The 14,678-nt window shown below is 68.8% G+C and carries 17 protein-coding genes and 2 pseudogenes; 17 read left to right on the top strand and 2 right to left on the bottom strand.

Translation table 11 applies throughout. From position 1 onward, the window contains the following. Positions 1-17: 17 nt before the first annotated feature. From IPN92_13875 to IPN92_13855, 5 genes and pseudogenes are all read left to right on the top strand, one after another. Positions 18-682, top strand: a pseudogene (locus IPN92_13875) (SOS response-associated peptidase). Between the two features lie 78 nt (positions 683-760). Next, a complete protein-coding gene (locus IPN92_13870) occupies positions 761-1,030 on the top strand; it encodes a hypothetical protein (protein MBK8639300.1) in 270 nt (89 codons plus the stop codon). 93 nt (positions 1,031-1,123) lie between these two features. Continuing rightward, positions 1,124-1,348, top strand: coding sequence for a hypothetical protein (locus IPN92_13865; protein MBK8639299.1), 225 nt, complete (start codon positions 1,124-1,126; stop codon positions 1,346-1,348). After that, positions 1,336-1,756: pseudogene (locus IPN92_13860) on the top strand (type II toxin-antitoxin system VapC family toxin). The gene IPN92_13865 and the pseudogene IPN92_13860 overlap by 13 nt, the downstream one beginning before the upstream one ends. A 156-nt stretch (positions 1,757-1,912) precedes the next feature. After that, on the top strand, positions 1,913-2,206 hold the full coding sequence (locus tag IPN92_13855; protein ID MBK8639298.1) for an antitoxin of toxin-antitoxin stability system: 294 nt from the start codon (positions 1,913-1,915) through the stop codon (positions 2,204-2,206). Between the two features lie 135 nt (positions 2,207-2,341). On the opposite strand, the gene IPN92_13850 is transcribed toward IPN92_13855, so the two are convergent. After that, entirely contained in the window at positions 2,342-2,518 is a 177-nt protein-coding gene (locus tag IPN92_13850) for a hypothetical protein (protein MBK8639297.1), read from the bottom strand. Positions 2,519-2,771: 253 nt separating this feature from the next. Beyond that, positions 2,772-3,437 carry a metalloregulator ArsR/SmtB family transcription factor gene (locus IPN92_13845; GenBank protein ID MBK8639296.1) on the bottom strand — a complete coding sequence of 222 codons (666 nt, stop codon included), beginning with the start codon at positions 3,435-3,437 and terminating at the stop codon, positions 2,772-2,774. A gap of 169 nt (positions 3,438-3,606) precedes the next feature. Between IPN92_13845 and IPN92_13840 the strand changes: the two genes are divergently transcribed. From IPN92_13840 to IPN92_13785, 12 genes are all read left to right on the top strand, one after another. Continuing rightward, positions 3,607-3,828 carry an RND transporter gene (locus tag IPN92_13840; GenBank protein ID MBK8639295.1) on the top strand — a complete coding sequence of 74 codons (222 nt, stop codon included), beginning with the start codon at positions 3,607-3,609 and terminating at the stop codon, positions 3,826-3,828. Between the two features lie 105 nt (positions 3,829-3,933). Beyond that, positions 3,934-4,875: a sterol desaturase family protein gene (locus tag IPN92_13835; GenBank protein ID MBK8639294.1), complete on the top strand. Its 942-nt coding sequence runs from the start codon at positions 3,934-3,936 to the stop codon at positions 4,873-4,875. Then, positions 4,872-5,126, top strand: a complete 255-nt coding sequence (locus tag IPN92_13830; GenBank protein MBK8639293.1) for a hypothetical protein — start codon at positions 4,872-4,874, stop codon at positions 5,124-5,126. The genes IPN92_13835 and IPN92_13830 overlap by 4 nt, the downstream gene beginning before the upstream one ends. Before the next feature lie 62 nt (positions 5,127-5,188). Further along, complete coding sequence (locus tag IPN92_13825) at positions 5,189-5,533, top strand: DsrE family protein (GenBank protein MBK8639292.1); 345 nt, start codon at positions 5,189-5,191, stop codon at positions 5,531-5,533. 28 nt (positions 5,534-5,561) lie between these two features. Beyond that, positions 5,562-6,308 (top strand): PLP-dependent transferase, encoded by a 747-nt coding sequence (locus IPN92_13820; GenBank protein MBK8639291.1) that lies wholly within the window; start codon positions 5,562-5,564, stop codon positions 6,306-6,308. A gap of 104 nt (positions 6,309-6,412) precedes the next feature. Beyond that, complete coding sequence (locus IPN92_13815; protein ID MBK8639290.1) at positions 6,413-7,552, top strand: cysteine desulfurase; 1,140 nt, start codon at positions 6,413-6,415, stop codon at positions 7,550-7,552. A gap of 21 nt (positions 7,553-7,573) precedes the next feature. Then, complete coding sequence (locus IPN92_13810) at positions 7,574-9,952, top strand: FAD-dependent oxidoreductase (protein MBK8639289.1); 2,379 nt, start codon at positions 7,574-7,576, stop codon at positions 9,950-9,952. Further along, positions 9,949-10,704: a hypothetical protein gene (locus tag IPN92_13805; GenBank protein MBK8639288.1), complete on the top strand. Its 756-nt coding sequence runs from the start codon at positions 9,949-9,951 to the stop codon at positions 10,702-10,704. Before IPN92_13810 ends, IPN92_13805 begins: the two co-directional genes overlap by 4 nt. Next, complete coding sequence (locus tag IPN92_13800; GenBank protein ID MBK8639287.1) at positions 10,701-12,065, top strand: hydroxylamine oxidoreductase; 1,365 nt, start codon at positions 10,701-10,703, stop codon at positions 12,063-12,065. The genes IPN92_13805 and IPN92_13800 overlap by 4 nt, the downstream gene beginning before the upstream one ends. Beyond that, positions 12,052-12,831 carry a hypothetical protein gene (locus IPN92_13795; protein ID MBK8639286.1) on the top strand — a complete coding sequence of 260 codons (780 nt, stop codon included), beginning with the start codon at positions 12,052-12,054 and terminating at the stop codon, positions 12,829-12,831. Before IPN92_13800 ends, IPN92_13795 begins: the two co-directional genes overlap by 14 nt. 67 nt (positions 12,832-12,898) lie before the next feature. Continuing rightward, positions 12,899-13,534: a class I SAM-dependent methyltransferase gene (locus IPN92_13790; protein ID MBK8639285.1), complete on the top strand. Its 636-nt coding sequence runs from the start codon at positions 12,899-12,901 to the stop codon at positions 13,532-13,534. 18 nt (positions 13,535-13,552) lie between these two features. Beyond that, the gene (locus IPN92_13785) at positions 13,553-14,614 is read left to right on the top strand and encodes a methyltransferase domain-containing protein (GenBank protein ID MBK8639284.1); all 1,062 of its coding nucleotides are present in this window, start codon (positions 13,553-13,555) and stop codon (positions 14,612-14,614) included. The last annotated feature ends 64 nt before the right edge of the window (positions 14,615-14,678 follow it).

Here is a 14,678-nt window from a genome sequence, read left to right as displayed (position 1 = left end):
GGGCTAAACTAGGCGCTATGTGTGGCCGCTTCGCCCTTGCCCGTAGCCCCGAGGAACTGACCCGGGTTTTTGACCTGGCCGAGTCTGCTGACTTTGCCCCGCGCTTCAATATCGCCCCGACCACCGATATCGCCGTGGTGCGGCGGTCGCCCATGGGGGCCCGGGTGCTCCACCGGCTGCGCTGGGGGCTGATCCCCCCCTGGAGCCCGGACCCGCACCGCGGTGCACCGCTCATCAACGCCCGGGCGGAGACGGTGACGGCCAAGCCCGCCTATCGCGCCGCCTTCCAGCAGCGCCGCTGCCTGATCCCCGCCGATGGCTTTTACGAGTGGCAAGCCCAGGGGCGGACCAAGCAGCCTTTTACTTCAGCGACCCGCAGGGCCAGGTGCTGGCGTTGGCGGGTCTCTGGGCGGCCTGGCCGATCCCGGCGGGCGGCTGGTTACGGACGACCTGTATCCTGACCACCGCCGCCCAGGGCCAGGTGGCGCCGGTGCATGACCGGATGCCGCTGATCCTGCCCCCGTGGTCTTGGGGGACCTGGCTGGGGGGCACGGCGGCGGCGGCCCAGGCCCTGCTGGCGCCGGCATCGGAGGCGGCGCTCCAGTCCTGGCCGGTGAGTCAGCGGGTCAATGCCGTGCGGGAGGACGGGGCGGCTTTAATAGAGCCGGTGGCTGCTGACTGAAGGTAGCGCAGCAACCGCCCCTCAGGCACTCTCCCGCTCATATTGCTGGTTCCTGCCCAGCCAATCCACCGGGGCCTCATGGGGACCACCGCCGCCGTGACGGTAAAGTACGCCACCGCCAATGGCACGGCCCAGGCCGGCAGTGATTACACCGCCACCAGCGGCGTGCTGACCTTACCGGCCGGCCAGTTGGCGCGGACGGTGGGCGTCGCGGTGCGGGGGGAGCGGGTTAAGGAGGGGCATGAGACGTTCTTTGTCAACCGCCCAGGCTGGCAGTCGGTGCAGTACAGTACAGGAAAGGCGAAAATGACTGGCAGGCCACCCCGAATCGAAGGACTGTCGGCGTAGGCCGGGCAGAGGTGCCGTCAGCCGACAGCGGGCCGCCGCCAGTCGGGCCAGACGACGCGCAGCCGATCACCCCATCATTACGATAGGACCAACATGCAGGCGATCAAATTCGAGACCATCACCCAACAACATCGAATCCAGATACCCGCCGAGATCCCGGATGGCGTCTCGGTGCGCGTCGTGCTCTTGTGGGAACCCGTCGCGGAGGATGACGACACCCTGAAACGACTCATTGCCGGCGTGACCGAGGGGCTGACCGAGGATGACCTGACGCGCCCCTGGGATCTGGGGCGGGGAGTGCCGGAATGGGGTCCCTGATCGATACCAACGTCTGGTCTGAACTGCAAAAGGGCGAGCGGGCCAATCCTGGCGTGCGCCGCTGGTATGTCCGTTCAGGCGCGGGAGCTGTATTTCTCGGTGCTGGTCATCGGCGAGTTGCGCCGAGGTATCGACAGCTTGCGGCGGCGCGATGCCCCACAGGCCAAGCGGCTTGAGGCGCGCCTGGCCGATCTGTACGCGAAGATGTCGGGGCGCATCCTGCCTATCTCGGCGGCCATCGCGGAACGCTGGGGACGGATGAACGTCCCGGACCCCTTCCCGGTCGTGGATGGACTCCTGGCGGCCACCGCGCTGGAGCATGACCTGGTACTGGTCAACCGCAATGTCCGGGATATCGAGCGTAGTGGGGTGCGCTATTTCAATCCGTTCGAGGAGCCTGGGGCATGAGCTTTCCGCGCTATCCGCGCTATGGGCTATAGAGCCGCTCCGGTGCCCCTTGGCCATCCTCCGCCTGCTTCGGCCCACGCTTGGCTTCGTCCATCATCGCCAAAAGTGAATACGAAGAATATACTTCATTAGTATCTTATATCCGGAGTGCTCGCCATGCCTAAAGAAGCCGTGTTCACCATGAAACTGGAGCCCGAGTTGCGCGCCGACTTTATGGCCGAAGCCAAGGCCAGCCATCGGCCAGCCTCGCAGCTCTTACGCGAGCTGATGCGCGACTTCGTACAGCGCCAAAAGCAGGCGCGGGAGTATGAGGATTTTCTGCGTGGCAAGGTGGATCTGGCGCGGGGGCAGATCGTCAATGGGCAATATGCCAGCAACGAAGAGGTCGAGGCTCGCTTTGCCGCTCTCCACGCCGAGGTGCTGAACAACAACGGGAACAAGGGCGGATGAGGGTTCTATGGACAGCAGCGGCCCAGCAGGACCGTGCCGACATCTTTGACTAAATCAGCCTCGATAATCCGCTGGCCGCCTTGGGCATGGATGAACTTTTTGCCGAGTCAGCGGCGCGGCTGGCTGAATACCCCCTCATGGGACGGGATCATCCGGGCCGCTGTAACCGAGCGCCAGGGCACCCGCGCGCAGGCCGGCCGGGTCATCGGCGTCGGCCGCCGCCGCCAGTGCCCGGTACTGGGCCGCCAGGGCGGAGGGGACTGCCTTGAGCGGCGCCGAAATCGAGCAGCACAATGCGACCGCTGCTGGCATCGTAGAGAAAATTGCCAAAATTCGGATCGGTCTGGGCCAGGCCAAACTCAAACCAGATCGGCACTCGCGCGCCCCAGATGCCAGAAGCGGCTCAATCGCCCCCGCGGCACCGCGAGGCCAGCGGTTTGTGATCCGGGTTTATACATGAGTTACCTCTCCTGACCATCCCACCTAGCCATCTTGGGCCGGCGGGAGGGGCATCAAGGTATCTGGCGGCTCATCGGGGGCCGGGGGATGGCCAAAGAGGGGGCGGTCAATGACCGACCACCGGCAGCCCAGCCCGGCGCCACTCGGGCAGGCCGTCCTGGAGGCGCCGGGCGGCAAACCCTGCCTCACGCAGCTTCGCCACGGCCTCGAAGGACAGGACACACCAGGGGCCCCGGCAATAAGCCACCACCTCCCGGTCCCTCGGCAACTCCCCGAGCCTTTCCCGCAACTGCTCCAGGGGGACGTTCAGGGCCCCGGCCACGTGGGCCTGGTCATACTCCTCGGGGGGGCGCACGTCGAGCAGGGTCACCAGGCCATCCCGCACCCGGTCCAGCAGCTCCTGGGCGGGCACCGGTTCCAGGGCATCGCGGCCCTTGAGGTAGCTGGTCACCAGGTCTTCCACCGCGCTGATATGAGCCGCCGCGATCGCCCTCAGCACCGCCAGGGCGTCCAGGACCCGCTCATCCCCCAGCATGTAGCGGATATGCTTGCCGTCCCGTCGCGCCTGGACCAGCCCGGCGGCCTTGAGCTGCTGCAGGTGCTTGGAGGTATTGGCGAGGGAGAGGCCGGCGACCCTGGCCAGATCCTCGACACTCCGCTCCCCCTGGGCGAGAAAATCCAGCAATTCGAGGCGCGCCCCATGGCCCAGGGCGCGGGCTACGACCGCCAGATGTGCGAACAGGGCCTGCTTGGGGCTGGAGGCTAGGGGCATGGGCGGGACTCGCTGGGATGGCGCGGGAGCGATCAACTTCCTTGTTGAATAACGACGGGACGCTCAGTATAACGGCTTCAATCGCCTCTGTGCGGCCGAGCCTGGCGACCTGGCTCGCGTCGCGAACGGGGTCCAGAGTCCTCCTCCCATCAGCCTCGGACTTTACCCTATGCTCGCCTGGATCGACCGCCTGCCTATCGCCCTGTTCGTCGTTGCCGCCCTGACCCTGGGGCTCGCGCCCTTTGTGCCCGAACCCCACCTCTGGGAAAAGCTCGGGATGCTGGCCAGGGGTGAATTGGCACGCCCAATCGACATCTTCGATCTGATCCTGCACGCCACGCCCTGGTTTCTGCTGGCCATCAAGCTAGCCCGTTCCGTCCGGACCCACTGATGGATCACGGCGGTAACACCGGTCTGCCAGGCCCCGGATAAGGCCCGGAGCCGCGCGAAGATCCCAGACGCACGGAGATATCCTTACGTTCAACTTTTTGGTTGAATGACTGCCGCCCTTCTGCCAGACTTGGCTCACGGCTATATCCAGGCCGGGAATTTGAGGCAGACGACCGTGGATAGCTTTATTCAGACCCATGAGGTGGCCCTCCGGCTTGGCCCCTTTTTTGGCATCTTCGCCGTCATGGCCCTCTGGGAGTGGCGCGCCCCGCGGCGGGCCTTGACGGTCTCCAAGGTCCGGCGCTGGTTCAGCAACCTGGGGCTGGTGGTCCTGAATACGGTGTTGATACGCCTCCTCTTCCCCGTCGCGGCCGTGGGACTGGCGGCGACGGCCACCGCCCAGGGCTGGGGGCTGCTCAATCAGTTCCCCCTCGCCCCCTGGCTGGCGGTCCCCCTGGCGGTCATCGCCCTGGACCTGGCGATTTGGGCCCAGCACGTCTTTTTCCACGCCGTGCCCGCCCTGTGGCGGCTGCACCGGGTCCACCATGCCGACCTGGACTATGACCTGACCACCGGAGCGCGCTTCCACCCCATCGAGATCCTCCTGTCCATGCTGATCAAATTCGCGGTCATCCTGGCACTGGGGCCGCCGGTGGTGGCGGTCATCCTCTTCGAGGTCATTCTCAACGGCATGGCCATGTTCAATCACGGCAACGTCGGCCTGCCCAGCCGACTGGACCGGCGGCTGCGCTGGTTCCTCGTCACCCCGGACATGCACCGGGTCCACCACTCGATCGAGGAGGACGAGACCAACTCCAACTTCGGCTTCAACCTGTCCGGGTGGGACCGGCTGTTCGGCACCTACCGTGAGGCGCCCCGCGCCGGGCATCTGGGCATGACCATCGGCATCATTGACCACCGCGATCCGCGGGAGGTGGACGCCCTGCCGGGGATGCTGGCCCTGCCCTTCCGGGGGGCGGTCACGGGCTATGCCATCAATCGCCGGACCTGGCCCAACCCGGGCGACCAGCCTGGGGGCCGGTCGTGAAGGGTGCGGCACGCCTGCTGCTCGCCCTAGCGCTGGGTGCCAGCATCGTCCTTGCCCTGGTCTACCGGGAACACTTGGACGCCGCCGCCCTGACGGACTGGGTCGCCGCGGCCGGGGGGGCCGGCCCCCTGGTCTTCATGGCGGTCTACGCGCTCGCCACCATGCTGTTTCTGCCCGGCTCGCTCCTGACCCTGGCCGGCGGGACACTCTTCGGCATGGTGCCCGGGTCCAAGTTGTCCAGGGCGGCATGACCGCCTGGCTCGCCAACGGCTGGCCCAGCGCATCGAATCCCACCCAACCGGAGTAACTCCCCATGAAGACGCTGTTCATCCTCAATGACCCCCCCTACGGCACCGAGCGCAGCTTCAACGGTCTGCGCCTGGCCAAGACCCTCGCCGGCAAGGGCGCCCAAGTGACCGTTTTTCTGATGGCCGACGCCGTGGCTTGCGCCAAGAGCGGCCAGAAGGTCCCCCAGGGCTACTACAACCTGGAACTCATGACCAGGTCGATCGGCCGTACCGGCGAGGTCCTGCTCTGCGGGACCTGCATGGACGCCCGGGGCATCACCGATGCCGAATTAGTGGAGGGCGCCCGACGCAGCACCCTGGATGAGTTGACTGAATCCACCCTAGCGGCGGACCAAGTGCTCGTCTTCTGACAACACTCATCAACCGAGAACGGCGACCATGCCGCCGCCGCAACCGACCGCAGAGGCCCATCAGTGTCCATTGTCACCGACCACGGAGGTCTTCGACATCACCGCCATCGCCGCCCGTGCGCATGCCCACGGCGCCCTGTTGATGGTGGACAACAACTTCGCCTCGCCAATCAACCAGCAACCGCTGCGCCTCGGCGCGGATCTCGGGGTGCATAGCGCCACCAAGTATCTGGGGGGCCACAGCGAACTCACCGCCGGGGCCTTGATGGGGCCGAAGGCGCTGGTCGAGGCGGTCTGGCCCCGGCTTAAGAACCTGGGTTCCACCCCGGCGCCGGAGACCGCTGCATTGCTGGCGCGCAGCCTGCGGACCCTGGTGGTGCGGGTGCGGGCACAGAACACCTCGGCGCTGGCCGTGGCGCAAGCCTTACAGGGCCATCCGCGGGTGGTGCGCGCCCTCTATCCGGGACTCGCATCATTCCCGGGACACGCCTTGGCGGCCCGCCAAATGACCGGCTTCGGCGGCATGTTGACCATCGCGGTGCAGGGCGGCGGCGCGGCGGCGAGCGCGGCGGCGGATCGGCTCACGCTGTTCGGCCTCGCCCCGTCGCTCGGCGGTATCGAAAGCCTGGTGACCCAGCCCTGCACCACTACCCACCACGGTCTGACGCCGGAGGAACGCGCCCGGCGCGGCATCGCTGACGCCATGCTGCGGCTGTCGGTGGGTCTGGAGGACGCGGACGACCTGATCGCCGACCTCGTTCAGGCGCTCGGCTGACCCGCGGTGTACGAGCGATTCGGCCTTTCCGCCGATCACCCTCTGGCCGGGCCGGTGCGACGCATCGACCGCGCCGACCTGCCGCCCGCGCGTCCTGTCGAACCATGAACCCGCCCATCTATCTCGACTACAACGCCACTAGCCCCATCGACCCTCAGGTGCTGGAGGCGATGCTGCCCTGGCTGCGTGAGGGCTTTGGGAATCCGTCGTCCGACCATCCCTACGGCCGCCAGGCCCGGGCGGCGATAGCCCTGGCGCGGTCCCAGGTGGCCGACCTGATCGGGGCCCAGCCCGAGGAAATCCTGTTCACCGGCTGCGCGACCGAGGCCAATAACCTAGCCATCCTCGGGGCGGCCCGGGCCCTGCGGGGCCGGGGGCGGCATGCGATCGCGAGCGCAATCGAGCATCCTTCGGTGGCTGGGCCCATGGGGTATCTGCGTGGCCTAGGCTGGGAGGTCACGGTGCTTCCTGTCGACGGGTATGGGCGGGTCGCGCCCGCCGCGCTCACGGCGGCTCTGCGCGACAACACCGCCCTGGTTTCGGTGATGCACGCCAACAACGAGGTTGGCACACTCGCTCCTATCACAGAGCTAGCGGCACTGGCCCGGCGCCGCGGCGCCCTGTTCCACACCGATGCGGCGCAGTCCGTCGGCAAGCTGCCGGTCGATGTCGCGGCCCTCGGCGTGGACCTGCTGACCCTTGCCGGCCACAAGTGCTATGCCCCCAAGGGGGTCGGGGCCCTGTTCGTGCGTGCGGGCACCCCCCTTGAGCCCATCCTGTTCGGGGCGGGGCACGAGCGTGGTCTGAGGCCAGGCACGGAAAACGTCCCGCACATCGTCGGGTTCGGTGCGGCGACAACGCTGGCGCAACGGCGCCTGCCCGCCCTCGCCGAGCGCCTGAGCAGACAGCGCGACGCACTGCACGCGCGGCTTACCGCCGCCATCCCGGGGTTGGCCCTCAACGGCCACCCCGACGAGCGTCTACCCAACACGCTCAATGTGTCCTTCCCCAGGGTGAGCGGCCGGGAGCTGCTGGCCCGCACGCCCGAAGTGGCGGCCTCGGTGGGATCGGCCTGCCATGCCGAAGGGGCGGAGGTAAGCGGCGTCCTCGGCGCCATGGGTCTGGCGCCCGAGCGCACCCTGGGTGCCGTGCGCCTGAGCATCGGCGAGCCGACCACCGACGAAGACATCGACCGCGGGGCGGACGCCCTGGCGGCCACCTGGCGCGCCGTGGTGGCGCTGTAAGCGGCAAAGGGGAGCGGCACCATGACAGCGACAGTGGCCAAAGGGACGACTCTGGTCCGCACACCCCGCCCTGCGGACCCCTCCAGCCAGGACACCCTGGCCGCCCGCTATCCGGCCTGGGTCCGGGTCCTGGTCATGGCCGCCTTCACCCTGGCCTTCCTCGGCTGGCTTAACGAGTCATGGCTCTTCCTGTGGGAGAGCCCTATCTGGCTCAACCGCTACACCGAGTACGCGATCATCCTCGCCTTCGGGATCTGGCGCATTGGAGCGGAGCGCAACCGCTACACCCGCAAGCGCCTGATCATCCTGGTCTGCGTGGTCACCGCCCTGTGGTGGCTGATCCCCTGGCTGACCCCGTTCTTCGAGCCCTATGTGGGCTTCCTCTGGGCCCAGCCGGTGTTCCCCGCCCTGCACACCCCGGGGACCCTGAGCTTCGTCCTGGTCCTGACCCTGGTCTTCCTGTTCGGCCGGCGGGTGATCTGCGGCTTTGGCTGCCCCTGCGTGGGCATCCGCGAGACCGTCGGCTTTGCCTACCGGACCAAGACCCTTCGCGGCCCCTGGGTGTGGCGTCTGCGGCATGTGAAGTGGCTGTTCTTCGTCTGGTATGCGGCGGTGATGGTCGCGACCCAGTTCCCCCCCAACACCTGGACGGTCTCCCTGGCCGGGGCCTTCGGGCTGACCCTGGGCCTGACCTACTTCGGCAGCTTCTTTCTCATACCGCTCACCGGCAACCGCTTCTACTGCCGCTATCTGTGCCCCTACGGCGCCACCTTCGGGCTGCTCAACCATGCCGGCTTCTACGGGGTGTACATGGACAAGGCGCGCTGCATCGACTGCCGCCGCTGCGACCAGGCCTGCGACATGGGTATCCCGGTCTGGGAGCAGGGCCGTGCCCAGGGTCGGATCACCGGTATCGAGGACTGCATGGGCTGCGCCCGCTGCGTGGTCTCCTGTCCCACCGATGCCCTGGCCATCCGCGATGTGCGCAACTTCTTTCAGCCCGGCGTGCGGCGCGATGCCAGCCGGCTGCTGGGGGCGCCGCCAGTAGCGCCCGCCGCCCGCGAGCCCATCCCTGACCGACCCGTCGGCGAGCGCCTGGGCGACTGGCGCGAGACCCACGCCGAGCCCGAGCTGGCACTCATGGCACAGCAGGCCGCCCGCTGCCTCGACTGCGGCGTCCCCGGCTGTCGCAACGCCTGCCCGCTGGGCAACCGGATCCCCGACTGGCTGGCCGCCGCCGCTGCGGGACGCTGGGCCGAGGCCGCCGAGATCGCCCAGGCCACCAACCCCCTGCCGGAGGTCTGCGGTCGCCTCTGCCCCCAGCACCGGCTGTGCGAGGGTGGCTGTGCCCGGGGCCGCATGGAGGGTGCTGTGGCCATCGGCGCTGTGGAGGGGTCTATCCTGGACCGCGGCCTGGCGGCCGGCTGGACCCCGCCCGGTCCCCCCGCCCATCGCACCGGTCAGGGTGCCGCCGTGATCGGTGCCGGTCCCGCTGGGCTCGCCTGCGCCGAGCGGTTGAACGCCGCGGGCTGGACTGTGACCGTTTATGACCGCAACCGGGAAATCGGCGGCCTGCTCGCCACCGGGGTGCCGCCCTTCAAGCTCGACAAGTCTCTGCTCGCCCGGCGGCGGGACTGGCTGGAGACCGCGGGTGTTCGGTTCGAGCTAGGCACGGCGGTGGACAGGGCTCGGGCCTTGCGATTCGCGGCCGAGCATGACGTGGTCTTCCTCGGCATCGGTGCCCAGCAACCCCGCGCCGTCGCGCTCCCCGGACAGGACCACGCCCGGGTGCTGGAGGCCCTGGGCTTTCTCGCGGCGGTCAACGCCGGTGAGGCGCCGAACCTGGACGGTGGGCATCTGCTGGTGCTTGGTGGCGGCGATACCGCCATGGACTGCGCCCGCTCGGCCTTGCGGCTCGGGGCGACCGTGACCCTGGCCTACCGGGGCGAAGAGTCCCGGCTACGTGCCTCGCCCTCGGAGGTGCGGGCGGCACGGGAGGAAGGCGTCCGCTTTCTGTTTGATCACCGACCCCTGGCGATCTTGGGCGACGACGGCTTGGATGCCGTGGCCTTCGACACCCCAGGCGGCGAGCGCCGGGTAGCCTGCGACCGGGTGATCCCCGCCTTCGGCCAGCAGGCGGCACCGCCGGACTGGCTGGCAGACCTGGGCGTGGAGACCGACGCCGAGGGCCGCATCCGCTGCGACGCCGAAGGACGCACCTCGATCCCCCACGTCTATGCCGGGGGCGACGCCAGTCAGGGTCCCGATCTCGTGGTCACCGCGCTGTCCGCCGGGCGGCGTGCGGCGGCAGCCATCCTGGCGGATCAGGCGCCGCTGGCCTCCCTGCGGCGGGCCTTTCGGCCGGTCTCCGGTGCCCCTGCCCGGGAGGCCCTGGCATGAGGGTCCCTGGCCCCCTGATGTTGGCGGGTCTCCTCGCCGCCAGCCCGGTCTGGGCGAACCACGACTGGGTGGGACTCGACCTCTGCCGCACCTACCCGGAGCGGATGCCGCCGGAGCTCGACCCAGGGGTCCTCCCGGAGCCCGGAGGCCCAGGTGCCCGCCTGCTGGGCCGTTACTGCGCGCAGTGCCATTTCGCGCCGGGTCCCGGCCAGCATAGCGCCGAGGCATGGTCCCAGGTGGTCCCCCGCATGGATCTGCTGATGGACGTGACCGCGCGTTTTGGCAATCGACTGCGCCCCATTGAGCGACCCAGTCCGGAGGAACGGGCCACCTTGCTCGCCTATCTGGAGCGGCACGCCCTGCGCCCGCTAGCTGCCGGTGTCAAGGCACCCACGGCATATCGCACCCTGTGCGGCGATTGCCACGCAGCACCAGACCCGGCGGCCTATGCCGGGGCGGATTGGCCGACCCTCGTGGCGCGCATGGATAGGTATCGCGTCACCATGCTCCGCCCAGTGGCCGATACATCGGCGCGGGCCCAGGTCGCGGCCTATTTGGGGACATCTTTGGACGTTCCGGCGGTGGCCCTGCGGGCCCCTGAGCTTGGGGAAGCGGCAGCCAACCTTGACGTAGCTCCCGGCGAATCGGGCCCTGGGTCCGCATCCGGCCGCTGGCTGGCCTTGGGTCCCATCTTCCTGCTGACCCTGTTGGGGCTGGGACGTTGGTGGCGACAACAACGGAGGCGGGCATGAGCGGCGGGCGGGTGCGCACTGTCTGGGTGCCGGTGACCCTGGTGCTGGTCGCAATCCCCTTGGGCTTTCTCTATGTCCATTGGAGCAAGTCCGGTCCCGGCGCCGGCCTCTACTCGCGGGTCTGGTCGCCCGACCCGGTGCAGGGGTGGTGGGACCCGAAGCGCTTTTTCACGCCCGTCCAGAGCGTGCAGGGGGTGTTCGCCGCCGGCCAGTGCATCCAGTGCCACGAGGCCATCACCCCCGGGATCGTCGCCGACTGGCGTGCGAGCCGCCATGCCAACCTCAAGGAGCGGGAGCCGGTTGCCTGCCCGGACTGTCACGGGGCCGACCACCAGCGCCTGCACCTGCCAACCCCCGAGGTCTGCGGGGCCTGCCATGCCAAACAGCACGGCGACTTCCAGGACGAGGCCCGCTACGGCTTCCCCAGCCATGTGCTCGCCATGGAGCGGGCAGTGGACGCCAAGCACTTCGCCGACAAGCCCAAGGCCGAGGTGCAGGCCTGCGTGCAGTGCCATTCGGTGGCGACCAAGTGCGACTCCTGCCATACCCGGCACCGCTTCGACCCGGCGGAGGCGCGCCGCCCCGAGGCCTGCATCACCTGCCACTCGGGCCCACCCCATCCGGACGACGACACCTATTTCGCCTCCGCCCACGGGCGCCTCGTCCGGGAGGAGGGTGACTCCTGGGACTGGAGCAAGCCGCTTGCCAAAGGCAACTACAAGGCACCAAGCTGCGCCTACTGCCACATGGACGGCGGGCGCCATCAGGTGGCGGACAAGAGCCTGTGGAAGTTCGGCCTGCTGGAGGTGAACCCCAACACCTCCGGCAACCGGGTCCTGCGCGAGCGCTGGGTGGGGGTCTGCATGGATTGCCACGAAGAGGGCCAGTCGCGGGACTGGCTCGCCGGGCTGGACCGCGAACGCAAGGTGGCCTGGGGCAAACTCTATGCCGCCGAGGACCTGCTCAAGGGCCTGCGCGCCGACGACCTGTTCCATCCTGGTCCCGACGAGCGCCCGCCCTACCCGATGGACGCCCCCGATGCCCTCTGGCAGCGGGCGCGCATCGGCTATTACGACGGCCAGGCATCGGCCTTCTACAACGTCTCCGCCCTAGAGCGGGACTATTTCGAGATGTGGTACTTCGACAATCTGGGCAGCTACAAGGCCGCCGCCCACAATGATGCCGAGGGCGTGACCCGTGGCCATGCCGCCATGGACAAGGCGTTGACGAACATTCGGTTCCAGGCTGGGGCGCTGCGCGCCCTGGGCACGGCGGAGCAGGCCCGCGACGGGCGTCGCAGCGATCCGGGGGACCTGTGGCTCGCCGGGCCCTATACGGAGGCCAACAGTGCCGGCAATTAGACTCGGCGGCCTCCTCCTGGGGGTGGCCCTGCTGGCCCAAACGGTCCCGGCGCAAGGCGGGGATGGGTCGGCAACCGTCCACGAAGGGCCCTTCACCCAGGGCGAATGCCTCGGATGCCACGCCACCCGCGACCCCGCCCTGGTCGCCCAGTGGCGCGCCGGGCCGCACGCGGCCGCGGCCGATTGCCTCGCCTGCCACGGCGAGCGGCACGGCGCTCTGCCCAAGGCACGGCAGGACGCCGCCTGCACCGGCTGTCACGAGGGCACCGTCGCTCACAGCTACGCCACCTCTAAACACGGGGTCCTGGTGACCATCGGCCGGCCGGACTGGACCCTACCCTTGGACCGCGGCAACTACCGCGCCCCCGGCTGTGCCTACTGCCACCTGCACGCGGCCGACCACGGCGACACCATGGACCCGGGGCTCGGGCCGGCGGTGCGGGAATGGGTCTGTGGCGCCTGCCATGCCCCCCGCTATGTCCGCGAGCAACTCGCCGCCGGGGACCGCCTCGCCGACATCGCCCGGCTCAAGCGCGCCGAGGCGCAGGGCGTCGCCGTCCTGCACCCAGCCGGGGCGGCGGCGGTGGCCGACCTCCTGGAGGCGACTGAGCACCACCTGCGCAACGTACACCTAGGGGCCGGCCATCAATCCCCGGACTACCAGTGGTGGCACGGTCAACCGGCCCTGGACGGCGACCTGATCCGGCTGCGCGGCGCCGTGGCTCAGGCCCTGCGGGATGGGACGGCCCAAAAATGTGGTCGATGAACCGTCAGACGATGCCTAGCCTTGCCCTTGGGGCCAGATCCTGTCCCCCGCCAGTTCGAGGGCTGCGATGACGGACCCCGCGGCCTACCACGCCTGGTACGCCACCCCACGCGGGGCCTGGATCGCCGGGCGGGAGCTCGCCCTCTTAGACGAGCTGCTGCGCCCGCGCCCCGGGGAATCCGTGCTCGACGTCGGTAGCGGGACCGGCTACTTCAGCAACGCCCTGGCCGACCGCGGGCTGGAGGTGACGGGGCTGGACCCGGACCTGCCGGCCCTGCGCTTTGCCCGGCAGCGCGACCCGCGCATCGCCTTGGTCAAGGGCCGGGCCGGTGCCCTGCCCTTCGCGGATGGGGCCTTCGACTATGCTCTGGCCATGACCAGTCTCTGCTTCGTCCCCGGACCGGGCGAGGCCTTGCGGGAACTGTGGCGGGTCAGCCGGCGGACGGTCGCACTCGGTCTGCTGCACCGGCGCAGCCTGCTATACCTCTCGAAGCACGGGCGCGGAGGCTATCGCGGGGCCCGTTGGGACCTCTTGGGCGAGATCCTGGGCTGGGCAGAGGGTCTGACGCCGACCCCCGAGCCCTCGGCCCGCTTTGCCCTGTTCCTGCCGAGCGGTGGACCCCTCGCGCAGCGCGCCGAATCTCTGATACCCCCGCGGTTTCCGCTCGGGGGCTTCCTCGCCGTCTGCCTGCGACGGCACTGACCCTTGACGAGAGTCCCTATGCGCAACAAAGACACCCTTCACGAAAGTGTCAGGCGGTATTACGGCGAGGTCCTCCGGGGCAGCGCCGACCTGCGCACCGACGCCTGCTGTACCCCAGGCGCGGTCCCCGAGTATCTCAAGCCCCTGTTGGCGGACATCCACCCAGAGGTGAGCGGGCGCTACTACGGTTGCGGCCTGGTGGCCCCCGACCTGCTGGAGGGCTTAAGGGTCTTGGACCTGGGCTGCGGCTCAGGTCGGGATCTCTATCTGCTCTCCCGATTGGTGGGCGAGGCCGGTGAGGTGGTCGGCGTAGACATGACTGCCGACCAGTTGGCCGTGGCCGAGCGCCACCAAGACTACCACCGCGCCCGTTACGGCTACCGCCGCTCCAATGTCCGCCTCATCGAGGGCCGCATCGAGCACCTGGAGACCCTGGGGCTAGAGCGGGAGAGCTTCGACCTCATCGTCTCCAACTGCGTCATCAACCTCTCCCCGGACAAGGCCGCCGTGCTCGCCCAGGCCCAAGCCCTGCTCAAGCCCGGCGGTGAGCTGTATTTCTCCGATGTCTACGTCGACCGCCGGGTGCCCTCCGCGGTGCGCGACGACCCAGTGCTGTACGGCGAATGCCTGGGCGGCGCCCTGTACTGGAACGACTTTCTCCAGTTCGCAAGGCGTCAGGGGTTCGCCGACCCCCGCCTGGTGGAAGACCGCCCCATCGCCGTCACCGACCCGGCCTTGGCGGCACGTACCCAAGGCATCGGCTTCTATTCCGCCACCTACCGGCTGTTCAAGTTGGAGGAACTGGAGCCGGCGTGCGAGGACTACGGCCAGGCGGTGGTCTACCGGGGGGATATCGCCGGACACGAGCAGCGCTTTATTCTGGACAAGCACCATCGCATGGACGCCGGCCGGGTATTCCCGGTCTGCGGCAACACCTGGCGTATGCTCCAGGAGACGCGCTTGCGACCGCACTTCGATTTCATCGGCGACTTCAGCCGGCACTACGGGGTCTTCGCGGGCTGTGGCGGCGGGTTGCCCTTTACTGCGGGCAACCCGGAGACGGCAGCGGCCTGTTGCTGACCCAGGGCCGCTTTCCCTGCACGGTTTCGGGGCCTGCTGCTGAGGCGCTCCGCCTAGCCTGCGC

Source organism: Chromatiaceae bacterium, assembly GCA_016714645.1.
GTDB lineage: Bacteria > Pseudomonadota > Gammaproteobacteria > Chromatiales > Chromatiaceae > M0108.
The sequence above is the reverse complement of the archived record's forward strand: the minus strand, read 5'-3'. Positions and strand labels throughout refer to the sequence as shown.

What these genes read in the sequence shown, in the direction of transcription:
- IPN92_13870 (MBK8639300.1), top strand. Translation starts at nt 761, where the DNA reads ATGGGGACCACCGCCGCCGTGACGGTAAAGTACGCCACCGCCAATGGC.
- IPN92_13865 (MBK8639299.1), top strand. Translation starts at nt 1,124, where the DNA reads ATGCAGGCGATCAAATTCGAGACCATCACCCAACAACATCGAATCCAG.
- IPN92_13855 (MBK8639298.1), top strand. Translation starts at nt 1,913, where the DNA reads ATGCCTAAAGAAGCCGTGTTCACCATGAAACTGGAGCCCGAGTTGCGC.
- IPN92_13850 (MBK8639297.1), bottom strand. Translation starts at nt 2,518, where the DNA reads ATGCCAGCAGCGGTCGCATTGTGCTGCTCGATTTCGGCGCCGCTCAAG.
- IPN92_13845 (MBK8639296.1), bottom strand. Translation starts at nt 3,437, where the DNA reads ATGCCCCTAGCCTCCAGCCCCAAGCAGGCCCTGTTCGCACATCTGGCG.
- IPN92_13840 (MBK8639295.1), top strand. Translation starts at nt 3,607, where the DNA reads ATGCTCGCCTGGATCGACCGCCTGCCTATCGCCCTGTTCGTCGTTGCC.
- IPN92_13835 (MBK8639294.1), top strand. Translation starts at nt 3,934, where the DNA reads ATGACTGCCGCCCTTCTGCCAGACTTGGCTCACGGCTATATCCAGGCC.
- IPN92_13825 (MBK8639292.1), top strand. Translation starts at nt 5,189, where the DNA reads ATGAAGACGCTGTTCATCCTCAATGACCCCCCCTACGGCACCGAGCGC.
- IPN92_13820 (MBK8639291.1), top strand. Translation starts at nt 5,562, where the DNA reads ATGCCGCCGCCGCAACCGACCGCAGAGGCCCATCAGTGTCCATTGTCA.
- IPN92_13815 (MBK8639290.1), top strand. Translation starts at nt 6,413, where the DNA reads ATGAACCCGCCCATCTATCTCGACTACAACGCCACTAGCCCCATCGAC.
- IPN92_13810 (MBK8639289.1), top strand. Translation starts at nt 7,574, where the DNA reads ATGACAGCGACAGTGGCCAAAGGGACGACTCTGGTCCGCACACCCCGC.
- IPN92_13805 (MBK8639288.1), top strand. Translation starts at nt 9,949, where the DNA reads ATGAGGGTCCCTGGCCCCCTGATGTTGGCGGGTCTCCTCGCCGCCAGC.
- IPN92_13800 (MBK8639287.1), top strand. Translation starts at nt 10,701, where the DNA reads ATGAGCGGCGGGCGGGTGCGCACTGTCTGGGTGCCGGTGACCCTGGTG.
- IPN92_13790 (MBK8639285.1), top strand. Translation starts at nt 12,899, where the DNA reads ATGACGGACCCCGCGGCCTACCACGCCTGGTACGCCACCCCACGCGGG.
- IPN92_13785 (MBK8639284.1), top strand. Translation starts at nt 13,553, where the DNA reads ATGCGCAACAAAGACACCCTTCACGAAAGTGTCAGGCGGTATTACGGC.